The following is a 14,595-nucleotide window of genomic DNA, read 5'->3' as shown; positions in this document are numbered from 1 at the left end:
CGCGGCGGCCTTTACCTGGGAAGTGCCGCCGCCAACAGCTCTTTGGTATAGGGATGCTGGGGTGAATCGAATACGTCGTGACTGGCGCCTTGCTCGACCACCTTGCCATCCTTGATCACGATCATGTCGTGGGCCAGGGCGCGGACCACCGCCAGGTCGTGGCTGATGAACAGGTAGGTCAGGCCGTGCTTTTCCTGGAGCTGGCGCAGCAGTGCGACCACTTGTTTCTGCACGGTACGGTCCAGGGCCGAGGTCGGTTCGTCCAACAGGATCAGGGCCGGCTTGAGCACCAAGGCCCGGGCGATGGCGATGCGTTGGCGCTGGCCGCCGGAAAACTCATGGGGGTAGCGGTGGCGGCTCTGCGGATCGAGACCGACCTCCACGAGCGCCTGGATCACCCGTGCTTCACATTCCTCGGGGCTGGACGGGCTGTGGACTTCGAGGCCTTCGCTGATGATCTGCTGCACCGACATTCGCGGGCTGAGGCTGCCGAACGGGTCCTGGAACACCACCTGCATCTTCCTGCGCCATGGCCGCAATGCCTTGTGGGATAACTGTTCGAGGGCCTGGCCCTGGAAGTGGATGCTGCCTTCGGATTCGATCAGCCGCAGAATCGCCTGGCCGAGGGTGGACTTGCCGGAACCGGATTCGCCGACGATGCCCAGGGTCTTGCCGCGCTGGACACTCAGGCTGATACCGTCCACGGCGCGCAAATATTCCTTGCGCCGGAACAACCCGCCGCCCAGGGCAAAGCTCACGCGCAGGTCCCGCACCTGCAACACGTCTTCGCGCTCGTCCCGGGGCAGGGCCTCGCCTTCCGGTTCGGCGTGCAGCAGCACGCAGCTGTAGGGATGTTTCGGTGCGCTGAACAGGGTTTCGCATGGCGCCTGCTCGACGATTTCCCCGGCCTTCATCACACACACCCGTTGGGCGATGCTGCGCACCAGGTTCAGGTCGTGACTGATCAGCAACAAAGACATGCCGAGCCGTTGCTGCAAGGACTTGAGCAACAGCAGGATCTTGCGTTGCACGGTCACGTCCAGCGCGGTGGTCGGCTCGTCGGCGATCAACAGCTCCGGCTCGCAGGCCAGGGCCATGGCGATCATCACCCGTTGCCGCTGGCCGCCGGACAGTTGATGGGGGTAGGCCTTGAGCCGCTCGGCGGGTTTCTGAATGCCCACCAAGGCCAGCAGCTCCAGAATGCGCTGGCGCGCCGCCTTGCCGCCCAGGCCCCGGTGCAGCATCAGGGTTTCACCGATCTGCTTCTCGACGCTGTGCAGCGGATTCAGCGAGGTCATCGGCTCCTGGAAGATCATGGCGATGCGGTTGCCGCGCAACTCCCGCAGGGTCTTGGCGTCGGCGCCCAGCAGTTCCTGGCCGCGATAGCGAATGCTGCCGGTGGTGCGGGTGCCGGTTTCGGGCAGCAATTGCAGGATCGAATGGGCCGTCACCGACTTGCCGGAACCCGACTCGCCCACCAAGGCCAGGCATTCGCCGGGGCGGATGTCCAGGCACAGGTTGCGCACCACCGTCTGGTCGTTGAAGGCCACGCTCAGGTCGCGGATTTCGATCAGGTTGTCGCTCATCTCAAGATTCCGCTTCATGGTTGTTTTCAAGAGCGTGGGTCGAACGCGTCTCGCAACGCTTCGCCGATAAACACCAGCAGGGAAAGAATCAGGGCCAGCGTGAAGAACGCCGTCAGCCCCAGCCATGGCGCTTGCAGGTTCTGTTTGCCCTGGGCGATCAACTCGCCCAGGGAGGCGCTACCGGCCGGCATGCCGAAACCGAGGAAATCCAGGGCGGTGAGGGTGGAGATCGCCCCGGTGAGGATGAAGGGCAGGTAGCTCAGGGTGGCGTTCATCGCGTTGGGCAGGATATGCCGCACGATCACCTTGCGATCACTGAGCCCCAGGGCCCTGGCCGCCTTGACGTACTCCAGGTTGCGCCCGCGCAGGAACTCGGCGCGGACCACGTCCACCAGGGCCAGCCAGGAAAACAGCGCCATGATCCCCAGCAGCCACCAGAAATTCGGCTCGACGAAGCCGGACAGGATGATCAACAGGTAGAGCACCGGCAGCCCGGACCAGACTTCCAGCAGGCGTTGCCCGAGCAGATCCACCCAGCCGCCGTAATACCCCTGCAACGCACCGGCGGCGATGCCGATCAGCGCACTGATGGCGGTCAGGGCCAGGGCGAACAGGATCGACACCCGCGCGCCGAAGATCACCCGGGCCAGCACGTCCCGGGACTGGTCATCGGTGCCCAGCCAGTTCACCGTCGAGGGAGGGCTCGGGGCCGGCTGGTTGAGGTCATAGTTGGGGGTGTCGTCGCTGAACGGGATCGGTGGAAACCACAGCCAGCCGCCGTCCTTGTGGATCAGGTTCTGCACGTAGCTGCTGCGGTAGTCGGCCTGGAACGGCAGTTGCCCACCAAATTCCTGCTCGGTGTGGCGCTTGAATACCGGGAAATACAGCGAGCCCTGGTAGCTCACCACCAGCGGCTTGTCATTGGCGATCAACTCGCCGCCCAGGCTCAGGATGAACAGGCCGATGAACAGCCACAACGACCACCAGCCCCGGCGGTTTTTCCTGAAACGCTCGAAGCGTCGGCGGCCCAAGGGGGAAAGCTTGAACATCAGGCGTTCCTCGCGGCGAAGTCGATGCGCGGGTCCACCAGGGTGTAGCAGAGGTCGCCGACGAGTTTGATCAGCAGGCCGAACAGCGTGAAGATGAACAGCGAGCCGAACACCACCGGATAATCCCGGGACACCGCGGCCTCGTAGCTCATGCGGCCCAGCCCGTCGAGGGAAAAGATCACCTCGATCAGCAAGGAGCCGGCAAAGAACACGCTGATGAACGCCTGGGGAATACCGGAGACCACCAGCAGCATCGCATTGCGGAACACGTGACCGTAGAGCACCCGCCGTTCGCTCATGCCCTTGGCCCGCGCCGTGACCACATACTGGCGGGTGATTTCATTGAGGAACGAGTTCTTGGTCAGGATCGTCAGGGTGGCGAAACCGCCGATCACCAGCGAGGTGACCGGCAGCACCAGGTGCCAGAAATAATCGGCGATCTTGCCCAGCGTCGACAGCGACTCGAAGTTGTCCGACACCAGCCCGCGCACCGGAAACCAGTTCAGCGAGGTGCCGCCGGCGAACACCACGATCAGGAACATCGCGAAGAGGAATGCCGGCATGGCGTAGCCAATGATGATCGCGGTGCTGCTCCACACGTCGAATGCCGAACCGTGGCGCACGGCCTTGCGAATGCCCAGGGGAATCGACACCAGGTAGGTGATCAAGGTCGCCCAGAGCCCGAGGGAGATGGTCACCGGCATCTTTTCCAGGATCAGGTCGGTGACCGTGGCGCCGCGGAAGAAGCTCTTGCCGAAGTCGAGGCGCGCATAGCTGCTGAGCATCAGCCACAGGCGCTCGTGGGCCGGTTTATCGAAGCCGTATTGTTTCTCGATGTCCTTGATCAGTTGCGGGTCCAGGCCGCGACTGGCGCGGGAACGACCGCTCATCTCACTGCCCGAACCACCGACGTTGGTGCCGCCGATGCCTTGCAGGTGGGCGATGGCCTGTTCCACCGGCCCGCCGGGTGCGGCCTGCACGATGACGAAGTTCACCAGCAGGATAATCACCAGCGTGGGAATGATCAGCAGCAGGCGCCGCGCGATATAAGCCCACATCAATGCGGCCCTCCGGGTGTGCCGCGCCTGATGCGTTCGGCGCGCATCTGCTCGTTGGTCAACGGTGTGGTGCTCACTTCCCACCAGCTTTCGATGGCTTCGTCATTGCTGGCCTGAACCTTGGGCATGCCGAAGCGGTTCCACCACACGGTCGAGCTGCCCGGCGGGTAATAGTTGGGGATCCAGTAGTAATTCCATTGCAGCACCCGGTCCAGGGCGTGGGCATGGCGCAGCATGTCGGCTTGGGTGCTGGCCTTGACCAGGCCGTCGATCAGCGCGTCCACCGCCGGGTCCTTCAAGGCCATGTAGTTGTTGGCCCCCGGATCGTTGGCGGCCGCCGAACCGAAGTAGTTGTAGAGTTCCATGCCCGGCGAGGTGCTGACGGGGTAGCCGGTGATGATCATGTCGTAGTCGCGACTCATCAGGCGATTGACGTACTGGGAGGCGTCGATGCGGCGAATGCTCATGTTGATGCCGATTTGCGCCAGGGTACGTTTGTAGGGCAGCAGCAGGCGGTCGATACCGTTCTGGCTGTTCAGGAAGGTAAAGCTCAGCGGTTCGCCCTCGGCATTCACCAGGCGGTCGCCGTCGGGTTTCCAGCCGGCCTGTTCCAACAAGGCCAGGGCTTGCAATTGTTTGTCGCGGATCACGCCGCTGCCATCGGTTTTCGGGGCCTGGAAGACCTGGGTGAAGACTTCGTCGGGAATCTGCCCGCGCAACGGCTCCAGAATCGCCAGCTCGCCGGCGTCGGGCAGTTTTCGGGCGGCGAGGTCAGTGTTGGAGAAATAACTCTGCTGACGCACATAGACGTTGCGCATCATCTGGCGGTTGCTCCATTCGAAATCCCAGAGCATGGCCAGGGCCTGGCGCACGCGGCGGTCCTGGAACTGCGGTTTTTGCAGGTTGAAGACAAAGCCCTGGGCGGTCTGGGGTGCCTCTTTGGCCAGGTGGGCCTTTTGCAGGCGGCCGTCCTGCAGGGCCGGGCCGTCGTAGCCGATGGCATAGCCGGTGGCGGAGAATTCGCGATTGTAGTCATAGGCACCGCCGCGCAGCACCTGGCGGGCGACGTCAGTGTCGCCAAAATACTCGATGCTGAAATGGTCGAAATTGTAGAGCCCACGACTGACCGGCAAATCCTTGCCCCACCAATCGGCATTGCGCTCGAACGTGATGCTGCGCCCGGAATCGACCTTGCTCACCCGGTAGGGGCCACTGCCCAGTGGCGCCTCGTAGCCGCCGCCGTTGGCGAAGTCGCGGGTCTTCCACCAATGTTCGGGTAAGACCGGCAGGGTGGCGATGTCCAGGGGCAGGGTGCGGCTTTCGTTGTTCTTGAAGTTGAAGCGCACGGTGCGCTCGTCCTCAACCACGACGTCCTTGACCGCCGCGAACTGGGTGCGATAGCGAAGGCTGCCTTGGGTCATCAACAGCTCGAAGCTGTAGCGCACGTCCTGGGCGGTGATGGGCTTGCCATCGGCGAAGCGGGCTTTGGGGTTGAGGTAGAAGCGCAGGGACAGGCCATCGTCGGCACGTTCCATCTTCTGCGCCACCAGGCCATAGACGGTATAGGGTTCATCCAGCGAGCGCTGGGCCAGGGGCGAGTAGAGCATCCCGTCGATCTGGCTGACGCCGATGCCTTTGTCGATGTAGGGCAGGATGTGGTCGAAGTGGCCAATCTCCACGGCCGAGCGGCGCATGGTCCCACCTTTTGGGGCCTGGGGGTTGGCGTAGGCGAAGTGGCCGAAGCCTTCGGCATATTTGGCGGGTTCGCCATAGACGGTCAGGGCATGTTGCGGTGCTGCATCGACGCCGGCGGCGCCTGTCAGCAGGACCACGGCAATCAATAGCAGTGAAGGGAACGCCAGTCGCATTGTCAGCCTTAGAGCCGGGTGATCGATGACACGATTTGTACGCGAGCGGCGCCTGAATCGCCAGTCCCGCGAGACCCAAACACAACGGCCCACCGAAGGGCGGGCCGCTATGCCGATAAACCGGGATCAGTCCTGGCGGCTGGTGACTTCCAGCAGGTGGTAGCCGAACTGGGTCTTGACCGGGCCTTGGACGGTGTTGATCGGTGCGCTGAACACCACGGTGTCGAACTCCTTGACCATCTGGCCCGGGCCGAACGAACCCAGGTCGCCGCCCTGACGGCTGGACGGGCAGGAAGAGTTGGCCTTGGCCACTTCGGCGAAGTCGGCACCGGCTTCGATCTGGGCCTTGAGTTCGTTGCACTTGTCTTCGGTGGAAACCAGAATGTGGCGGGCAGTGGCTTTGGCCATGGGGCAAATTCCTTTCGATGTATTTAAAGGTGTGGAGCCTACCGGATTCATTGGCGGGGTGTTGTCAAAATTGCGTCAAAACCTTGGGCCTGGCGATCAAAGGCCGGCTTTGCGCAGGCGCTCGGCGTGGCGCAGGTAAAGCTCTGCGGGGGCTGTTCCCTTGCAGGCCTTGCCGCCTCCCGGGCTGATCGCCTCCAGGTGGTCCATGGGGTAGTCGGAGCGAATGACCTTGCCCAAGTGCGAACTGAAGCGCCCGACCAGGCCGTCGTTCTGCTCGGCTTCGGTGATGAAGTATTCGGAAAAGGCGCGGCAGAAAACCTGCAAAGGCTCCCGTTCTTTGTCCGTCGCCTCTGGCAACGTGCCGCTCCATGAGTAGTAGCGCACGCCGTTGACCCGTTCCGGACCGTTCCCGCCCCAGTGCTTCGGCAGGCCCTGGGGGTACTTGTCATTAAAGGCGCCCACGCCCTCGGTGGTCAGCGCCGGCAGCGCGGCGACAGCGGCCGGCGATAGCTGCGCCTGGCCGTCCAGCAGCGAGATGAAATCGGCGAAGAGCGTGGCGACGCCCCTTGCCACGTGCCCTGGCAGCCGTCCGGGCGTGAGGGCCTTGCGCAGGAAGTCGGCCAGTTCGGAGCCATGGTTGGGGCCGCTGACCGAGGTGACCGAAGCCACCCTGTCGGGTGCCAGGGCGGCGGCATACCGGGCGGCCAGCGCACCCTGGCTGTGGCCGATCAGGTTGACCCGGGTGGCGCCGGTCCCGGCCAGAACCCGATCGATCTGAACCAGCAGTTGTTCGCCCCTGGCTTCGTTGGAATGGGTGGCCGACAAGTGCGGGATGAACACCCGGGCACCGCCTGCGCGTAGGGCCTGTTTGATGCCATGGAAAAGTTCGAAGCCGCCGATCTTGTCAAACCCGAACAACCCATGGACCAGCAGGATGGGAAATTGAGTGGTTGCATTCCGTTGCATGTTCGTACCTTTTTCGAGGAGGTTCACCTTGAATTTGCGACTTCACTCTAATGCAGGCTCATCCTGTGCGGTGTAGGAAGAAACCGCCCTGATCCAGGGAAACCGGAATAAAAAAAGTGGGAAGAGTGGGAAGTAACCCAGCGGTACTTGAGGGTGTAGGAGGTCTCCTATAACCGCTGTCGTTTGCAGCTACAGGTTCGAGCGCCAAGGACCACTCGCGCTGTCGTCTTGTCTGGCTGTGGGTTTGGCGCGAGCGGGTTTTAATGGCTCCGCCGGGCGCCGTTATTCAAACGGTGCCTTCATCCAAGGACTGGAGCCTGTACATGATCACCTATCCATCGCTTCAACGATCCCGTTCGACCCCAGCAACAAGGCTGCCGCCACCGGTCCTGGCAGAGGCCAGGGACGGGGTGATCAACCCCGCCTGGCGCAACGCCGTGGTGACCGTCAAGCCTTATCCCATGATGACCTGCGGGGATGAGGTGTTGCTGCGTTGGCACGGCCTCAACAACGATGGCGAACCCTACCGGCATGAAGTGGCCGGGTTCGTCACGGAACGGCAAGTGGGGCGGGACGTCGTGTTCGTCGTGCGCGAACCGCATATCGCCGAGTTGGACGGCGGCTCGCTGGAGATCTCCTACCAGGTGACGGGCAAGCGGTTGCCGGCCACACTGTTTTCGGCACACCTGCAACTGGAGATCGGCGATGCATCGCCGCAACTGCTGCCTGCCATTGCCAACGATGCGGTGAGGGGCAGCCTCGATCCGAGTCGGGTGCCTGAAGGCACATGGGTGAGCATTCGGCCCTACGCCAGGATGGCGGTCGGCGATCGGTTGATCCTGACGGCCAGCAAGGATTTCAAAGCGCTGTGGCGCGATGTGCTGGACATAGAAGCCCATGCGGTGGGTCGTGAGGTATCGCTCTGGATCGATCATTCGCTGATCGCGCCCCATTCCGGACACGACCTGGCCCTGACCTATGTTGTCAGGCGTGGACACTCGGTGCGTCGGGCTGAGCCCTTGTCGTTGCACATCGGTCCGCTGCAGCGCCCTGCGTTGAAGGCCCTTCAGATTCGGGAGATGAACGACGGCTGGCTGGAGGTCGATGACCTGCAAGAGGGGGTGACGATTGTCATCGATGATCCCGGGCTTGAAGCGGGCGAGCTGGTCTGGTTGCAGTGCAATGGCAACTCCGCTTATGTGCTTGAGCGCGAAATCACCGAGGCCACGGCAGGTAAACCGCTCATGTTCGTGATCCCGGCAAGTTACTGGCAGGATCAGCGCGACAGGTCGGTGAGCGTGTTCTATCAGGTCGAGCGCCTGGATGACGTCAGCCAGCGCTCCGAGTGGGTGACGGTCCGGGTGCGTTCCAGCACGTCGGGCTGAGGCTAGTCCCGCGCAATCCTTGTGGGAGCGAGCTTGCTCGCGATGACCGTGTGTCAGGCAATACCAAGGCTGGCTGAACTGACGCCATCGCGAGCAAGCTCGCTCCCACAAAGAGCTCCACCTGCCCCTGGTTCCACGGGGCGGTGGGTTCGGGGCCTCAGGCTGGCAATTGCAACCGGCGATGAGCTTCGCGCAACAACTGCTCGGTGGACTCCCAGCCCAGGCAACCATCGGTGACCGAGACGCCGTAGCGCATCGACGGGCCCAGCGGCTGGCAGCCTTCGAACAGGTGGCTTTCGAGCATCATGCCGATCAGGGAGCGGTTCCCTTGCAGCCGTTGTTCCAGCACGTCATCGAACACCTGCGGCTGACGCAGCGGGTCCTTGCCGCTGTTGGCGTGGCTGCAGTCCACCAAGATCCGCGCCGGTATCTTGAGGCGGGTCAGGTCGCTGTGTATCTGCGTGACGCTCTGGCGGTCATAGTTCGGTCCGCGATGGCCGCCGCGCAGCACCAGGTGGGTGTCGGGGTTGCCTGGGGTCTGGATGATCGCTGGATGCCCCTGGCTGTCGACGCCGAAATGCCGATGGGGGTGGGCGGCGGAGCGCATGGCGTCGCAGGCGATGCCGACCCCGCCGTCCGTGCCGTTCTTGAACCCCACCGGCATGCCCAGCCCGCTGGCCATCTCCCGGTGGATCTGCGATTCGGTGGTACGAGCGCCAATGGCGACCCAACTGAGCAGGTCATCGAAGTAACTGGCGGCCATGGGTTGCAGCAGTTCGGTGGCGACGGGCAGGCCCAGTTGCAGCATTTCGCGCATCAACTCCCGGGACAAGGTCAAGCCGGTGGCCATGTCGTCGCTACCATCCAGGCCGGGATCGTAGGCCAGGCCTTTCCAACCCACAGTCGTGCGGGGCTTTTCCACGTAGGCGCGCATGACCAACAGCATGCTGTCGCTCACTTCGTGGGCCACGCGGGCCAGGTTGGCGGCGTATTCGAGGGCGGATTCGGGGTCATGGATCGAGCAGGGGCCGACGATGACCAGCAGGCGGGCATCTTCGCCGTTGAGGATCGCGCGGATGGCCTGGCGATGGGCGCTCACTTGGTGGCTCAACGCGGTGCTGAGCGGCAATTGATGCTTGAGTTGCAACGAGCTCGGCAGACGCAGGGTCAGGGCTTCGTTGGCAGGGTTGAGCGTGGACAGCGGCAAAGCAGAGACGGACGAATTCATGATCTGGCTTCCTGGACGGGCAGCGGGTTCTTTCCCGCGCCGGTCCTAGTGGGGTGTTCGACAATTGGCCGTATGGGCCCGCAATTGAGGCTTGCCACCGGTAGGTGACCGATCGGAGGCGGCAGGCTGTCCCGAGCGGTGGCTGGTAAATCGCCAGGCGGAAAAACTGTCGTAACGGTAATAAGTGGCGTAGTTCATGGCTCAATCCTCAAGTTGTCTGGTGCTGCAAATGTGTGGGGCTGGAAAAACAAAACCCCCGGTCGGGAGGCCGACCGGGGGTTTGGAAAACTCTGGAAGGCGACCCGTTTTAAAGTGGGCGCCGGTTGGGTATCAGGCGCGCCAGTGGCTAAACCAATACCCAAAATAAAAGCTGACCGGAGTTTGAACACTGTTCGCCCGGGCAGCCGCAACCGAGCGCGGGGCGCTGGTGGTGTCAAGCGGTGAGAGGGCGTTGAACATGGTCTGTCTCCGATGAATGGCCCTGAGCTTACTAGAGGGCAGGGCGGCGGTTCAATCAGAAAATTCTATCGGGGGCATGCAATTGTTCGCCCTGGCTTGAGTCCGCTGGGCTTTATGACAAACTTCAGGTTTGCACCGTCTCCCAGGGATGATCCATGACCGCTCCAGTCTTCGCCGCCGCCCAGTCGATTTCCGTCGCCGGAGACCTTCGCGCCAACCTCGCGTGTCATCAGCGTTTCATGCAGGCTGCCGCTAAGCAGGGGGTGCAGTTGCTGGTATTCCCTGAACTGTCGCTCACCGGCTACGAACGCAGCCTGGCGGCGGATCTGGCGATCCTGCCGGAGGACGCCGTGCTGCAACCGCTGCGTGACCTGGCGCAAGCGCTCGGCATGACGGCCGTGGTGGGTATGCCCATTCGGTTGTCGGCCGACGCTCCGGTGGTGATCGGCGCGTTGGTCCTCGGTGCTGACGGCTCCCTCGGGGTGTATAGCAAGCAGCATCTGCACCCAGGGGAAGAAGTCGCCTTTGCCCCGGGCCATGGTGGCTCGATGCTGACAGTGGGGCAGGATCGCATCGCCCTGGCGGTGTGTGCCGATTTTTCCCACGCCAGGCATGCTGCTGCGGCAGCCGGGCAGGGCGCTACGCTCTATGCAGCAGGGGTGTTGATCACCGAGGGTGGCTACGTGCCCGATACGGCGTTGTTGCAAGGTTATGCCCGGCAGCATGCCATGACCGTGCTGATGGCTAATCATGGCGGCGCTACCGGAGGCTGGGAGTCGGCTGGCCGCAGTGCCATCTGGGGCCCGGACAGTTCGCTGCTCGCGGAGGCGCCGGGGACGGGCGAACTGTTGGTGATTGCCCGCCGCGACGTCAACGGCTGGGCCGGGCAAGTCGTGCCGGTGACAGTGCTTCAATGAGGTCTTCATGAGTTTCGAGTGGCGTGCTGCAACGAACGGGGATATCGACTTCGCCCGGCAACTGACCTGCGACAACATGCTTGCCTATTACCTCAGGCATGATTTGCTCTGGCAGGACGAAGCGTTCGACCTGGCCTGGATCATTCGCCAGAACTGGATAATCAGTCGTGAAGGCCAGGCGCTGGGCTTTGTCAGCCTCAGCCGTGATGCCCGGGCGTTGTATATCCGTGAGTTGCAGATAAACGAGGCGTTCCGCGGGCAGGGCGCCGGTACCTGGACGATCGGACAGGTTTGGGACCTGGTGGCGCTGGAACGTCGCCCGGCGCTGCGCCTGACGGTGTTCAAGGACAATCCCGCCAGGGCGTTGTACGAACGCATGGGCCTGCGTGTCGTGGGCGAGGACGAGTGTTTCCTGAGGATGCAGCGAGACGCCGGTGCTTGACGCCTCGGATGTCGCGCCGATAAAGATGTGCTGTAACTTTTATCTGTCCCTTTGCGCTAGGTCTGCGGGATGCTTTTTTGCTAAGGTGTTGTGCAACCCAAATAAGACCAAATCGTGAGGTGTCTGCTTGATTAGGGTGTTAGTGGTCGATGACCATGATCTCGTCCGTACGGGCATTACACGAATGCTGGCTGACATCGACGACCTGCAGGTAGTTGGTCAGGCTGAATCCGGTGAAGAGGCGCTGATCAAGGCGCGTGAATTGAAACCCGACGTGGTGTTGATGGACGTCAAGATGCCTGGCATCGGCGGCCTTGAAGCGACGCGCAAGCTGCTGCGCAGTCATCCGGACATCAAGGTGGTCGCGGTAACCGTCTGTGAAGAGGACCCATTCCCCACCCGGCTGTTGCAAGCGGGCGCGGCGGGCTACCTCACCAAGGGCGCTGGCTTGAACGAAATGGTCCAGGCCATTCGTCTGGTTTTTGCCGGGCAACGCTACATCAGCCCGCAGATCGCCCAGCAGTTGGCGATCAAATCATTCCAGCCGACCAACGATTCGCCTTTCGATGCGCTGTCGGAACGGGAAATCCAGATTGCCCTGATGATTGTCGGTTGCCAGAAGGTACAGATCATCTCCGACAAGCTGTGCCTGTCCCCCAAGACCGTCAACACCTACCGTTACCGTATCTTCGAGAAGCTTTCGATCAGCAGTGACGTCGAATTGACACTGTTGGCGGTGCGCCACGGCATGGTCGATGCCAGCGCCTGAAAATGACTGAATTGTTTGATCCCAGCGCGTTCCTCTCCACCTGCAGCGGTCGCCCCGGCGTGTACCGCATGTTCGACAGCGAGGCGCGCCTGCTTTATGTCGGCAAGGCCAAGAACCTCAAGAAGCGCCTGGCCAGCTACTTTCGCAAGACCGGCCTGGCCCCGAAGACCTCTGCCCTGGTGGGGCGCATCGCGCAAATCGAAACCACGATCACCGCCAATGAAACCGAGGCCCTGCTGCTCGAGCAGACGCTGATCAAGGAGTGGCGCCCGCCGTACAACATCCTGCTGCGCGACGACAAATCCTACCCCTACGTGTTTCTGTCCGACGGGGCGTTTCCCCGCTTGAGCATTCATCGGGGAGCCAAGAAGGCCAAGGGCAGGTATTTCGGCCCTTATCCCAGCGCCGGGGCGATTCGTGAAAGCCTCAGCCTGCTGCAGAAGACCTTCTTCGTTCGCCAATGTGAAGACAGCTACTACAAGAACCGCACCCGGCCCTGCCTGCAGTACCAGATCAAACGCTGCAAGGCGCCTTGCGTGGGGTTTGTCGAGCCCCAGGTCTACGCCGAGGACGTGCGTCACTCGGTGATGTTCCTGGAAGGTCGCAGCAACGCGTTGACCGACGAGCTGTCAGCGGCGATGGAAGACGCGGCGGTCAACCTTGAATTCGAACGAGCCGCCGAGTTGCGCGACCAGATCGGCCTGCTGCGCCGCGTGCAAGACCAGCAAAGCATGGAAGGCGGCAGTGGCGATGTCGATGTGGTCGCGGCGTTCATCAACCCGGGCGGCGCCTGCGTGCATTTGATCAGCGTGCGCGGCGGTCGGGTGCTGGGCAGCAAGAACTTCTTTCCCCAAGTGGGCATCGAGGAAGACGTGGCCGAGGTCATGGCGGCGTTTCTGGGCCAGTACTACATCAGCAGTCCGGAACGGGACTTGCCGGCCGAGTTGATCGTCAACGTGGTCCATGAAGACTTCCCGGCCCTGATCGAAGCCATCGACAAGCTCCGCGGTCGTGAACTGACCATCAGCCACCGCGTTCGCGGCACCCGTGCCCGTTGGCAGCAGTTGGCCGTGACCAACGCCGAACAGGCCCTGGGCGCGCGCCTGGCCAATCGTCAGCACGTGGCGGCGCGGTTCGATGCCCTGGCCGATGTCCTCAATCTGGATGAGCCGCCGCAACGACTGGAGTGCTATGACATCAGCCATTCCAGCGGCGAGGCGACCGTGGCGTCCTGCGTGGTGTTCGGTCCGGAAGGCCCGATCAAGTCCGACTACCGCCGTTACAACATCGAAGGCGTCACGCCGGGCGATGACTATGCGGCGATGCATCAGGCGTTGATGCGGCGCTTCGGCAAGCTGAAGGACGGGGAGGGCAAGTTGCCGGACATCCTCCTGGTGGACGGCGGCAAAGGCCAGTTGTCCATGGCCCGCGATGTGCTCAATGAGTTGATGGTTCCCGACCTGATCCTGCTGGGCGTGGCCAAGGGCGCGACGCGCAAGGCCGGTTTCGAGACCTTGTACCTGAACGATGCCGCCCATGAATTCACCCTCAAGGGCGATTCGCCAGCGCTGCACCTGATCCAACAGATTCGCGACGAAGCCCACCGTTTCGCCATCACCGGACACCGTGCCCGCCGTGGCAAGACGCGCCGCACGTCTACACTGGAAGGTGTAGCAGGCGTCGGCCCGACGCGACGCCGCGACTTGTTGAAACATTTTGGTGGATTGCAGGAACTGTCTCGTGCCAGCATCGAGGAGATAGCCAAAGCACCCGGTATCAGTAAAAAGCTCGCAGAGTCGATTTATGCAAACCTGCATAGCGAGTAGAATGCCCGTCAACCTCGTAGCCAGTTGTGCCGATGAATATCCCAAACCTGATTACCGTTCTACGCGTCCTGCTCATCCCGATCTTCATATTGCTGTTCTATTTGCCGTACCACTGGAGCTACGTGGCCTCCGCCTCGGTCTTCGCCTTCGCCGCCGCGACGGACTGGCTGGACGGTTACCTGGCCCGACGCCTGGAGCAGAGCACGCCGTTCGGTGCCTTTCTCGACCCGGTGGCCGACAAGCTGATGGTCGCGGTGGCCCTGGTGCTGCTGGTGCAGGAACATGGCAACCTCTGGCTGACCTTGCCGGCGGCGGTGATCATTGGTCGCGAAATCGTCGTCTCGGCGCTCCGTGAATGGATGGCCGAGCTGGGCGCTCGTGCCCAGGTTGCCGTGTCGAACCTCGGCAAATGGAAAACCGCGGCGCAGATGCTCGCGCTGGTGATCCTGCTGGCCAACCCGTCGGATTTCAGCTTCTGGGTGCTGTTGGGCTATGCGCTGCTGCTGGTTTCCGCTGGGCTGACGTTGTGGTCAATGGTCCAGTACTTGCGCGCCGCCTGGCCGCATCTGCGGACGGATGTAGAGCCGAAATAAAACTTTTTTGAATCAAAGGGTTGACGGCGTAATCTGAATCT

General features: G+C 62.5%; 13 protein-coding genes. 6 read left to right on the top strand and 7 right to left on the bottom strand.

Features of this window, described 5'->3' with window-relative positions:
* Positions 1-11: 11 nt before the first annotated feature.
* The 6 genes from BLQ55_RS13370 to BLQ55_RS13345 form a co-directional block, all read right to left on the bottom strand.
* Positions 12-1,586, bottom strand: a complete 1,575-nt coding sequence (locus tag BLQ55_RS13370; RefSeq protein WP_092254318.1) for an ABC transporter ATP-binding protein — start codon at positions 1,584-1,586, stop codon at positions 12-14.
* Positions 1,587-1,612: 26 nt separating this feature from the next.
* On the bottom strand, positions 1,613-2,635 hold the full coding sequence (locus BLQ55_RS13365; protein ID WP_092198799.1) for an ABC transporter permease: 1,023 nt from the start codon (positions 2,633-2,635) through the stop codon (positions 1,613-1,615).
* Positions 2,635-3,693: a microcin C ABC transporter permease YejB gene (locus BLQ55_RS13360; RefSeq protein WP_092198796.1), complete on the bottom strand. Its 1,059-nt coding sequence runs from the start codon at positions 3,691-3,693 to the stop codon at positions 2,635-2,637. The genes BLQ55_RS13365 and BLQ55_RS13360 overlap by 1 nt, the downstream gene beginning before the upstream one ends.
* Positions 3,693-5,561, bottom strand: a complete 1,869-nt coding sequence (locus tag BLQ55_RS13355; protein WP_092254316.1) for an extracellular solute-binding protein — start codon at positions 5,559-5,561, stop codon at positions 3,693-3,695. The genes BLQ55_RS13360 and BLQ55_RS13355 overlap by 1 nt, the downstream gene beginning before the upstream one ends.
* A gap of 126 nt (positions 5,562-5,687) precedes the next feature.
* Positions 5,688-5,969, bottom strand: coding sequence for a peptidylprolyl isomerase (locus BLQ55_RS13350; RefSeq protein WP_072405155.1), 282 nt, complete (start codon positions 5,967-5,969; stop codon positions 5,688-5,690).
* Between the two features lie 96 nt (positions 5,970-6,065).
* A complete protein-coding gene (locus BLQ55_RS13345; RefSeq protein WP_092254362.1) occupies positions 6,066-6,935 on the bottom strand; it encodes a lipase family alpha/beta hydrolase in 870 nt (289 codons plus the stop codon).
* A gap of 323 nt (positions 6,936-7,258) precedes the next feature.
* On the opposite strand from BLQ55_RS13345, the gene BLQ55_RS13340 reads away from it, so the two are divergent.
* Positions 7,259-8,320 carry a hypothetical protein gene (locus BLQ55_RS13340; protein ID WP_256326573.1) on the top strand — a complete coding sequence of 354 codons (1,062 nt, stop codon included), beginning with the start codon at positions 7,259-7,261 and terminating at the stop codon, positions 8,318-8,320.
* Positions 8,321-8,477: 157 nt separating this feature from the next.
* On the opposite strand, the gene BLQ55_RS13335 is transcribed toward BLQ55_RS13340, so the two are convergent.
* Positions 8,478-9,548: a 3-deoxy-7-phosphoheptulonate synthase gene (locus BLQ55_RS13335; protein ID WP_092254314.1), complete on the bottom strand. Its 1,071-nt coding sequence runs from the start codon at positions 9,546-9,548 to the stop codon at positions 8,478-8,480.
* A 614-nt stretch (positions 9,549-10,162) separates the two neighbouring features.
* Here BLQ55_RS13335 and BLQ55_RS13330 point away from each other — a divergent pair.
* The 5 genes from BLQ55_RS13330 (at position 10,163) to pgsA (ending at position 14,554) form a co-directional block, all read left to right on the top strand.
* Positions 10,163-10,924, top strand: coding sequence for a carbon-nitrogen hydrolase family protein (locus BLQ55_RS13330; protein ID WP_092254312.1), 762 nt, complete (start codon positions 10,163-10,165; stop codon positions 10,922-10,924).
* Between the two features lie 7 nt (positions 10,925-10,931).
* A complete protein-coding gene (locus tag BLQ55_RS13325) occupies positions 10,932-11,366 on the top strand; it encodes a GNAT family N-acetyltransferase (protein WP_092198783.1) in 435 nt (144 codons plus the stop codon).
* A 127-nt stretch (positions 11,367-11,493) separates the two neighbouring features.
* Positions 11,494-12,135 (top strand): response regulator transcription factor GacA, encoded by a 642-nt coding sequence (uvrY, locus tag BLQ55_RS13320; protein ID WP_092198780.1) that lies wholly within the window; start codon positions 11,494-11,496, stop codon positions 12,133-12,135.
* A gap of 2 nt (positions 12,136-12,137) precedes the next feature.
* A complete protein-coding gene (uvrC, locus tag BLQ55_RS13315) occupies positions 12,138-13,961 on the top strand; it encodes an excinuclease ABC subunit UvrC (RefSeq protein WP_092170234.1) in 1,824 nt (607 codons plus the stop codon).
* A gap of 32 nt (positions 13,962-13,993) precedes the next feature.
* Complete coding sequence (gene pgsA, locus BLQ55_RS13310; protein WP_018608070.1) at positions 13,994-14,554, top strand: CDP-diacylglycerol--glycerol-3-phosphate 3-phosphatidyltransferase; 561 nt, start codon at positions 13,994-13,996, stop codon at positions 14,552-14,554.
* The last annotated feature ends 41 nt before the right edge of the window (positions 14,555-14,595 follow it).

This window comes from Pseudomonas sp. NFACC13-1 (assembly GCF_900104425.1).
Lineage (GTDB): Bacteria > Pseudomonadota > Gammaproteobacteria > Pseudomonadales > Pseudomonadaceae > Aquipseudomonas > Aquipseudomonas fluorescens_AA.
Note: the sequence above shows the minus strand (reverse complement) of the source record. Positions and strands in the feature narration are given on the sequence as shown.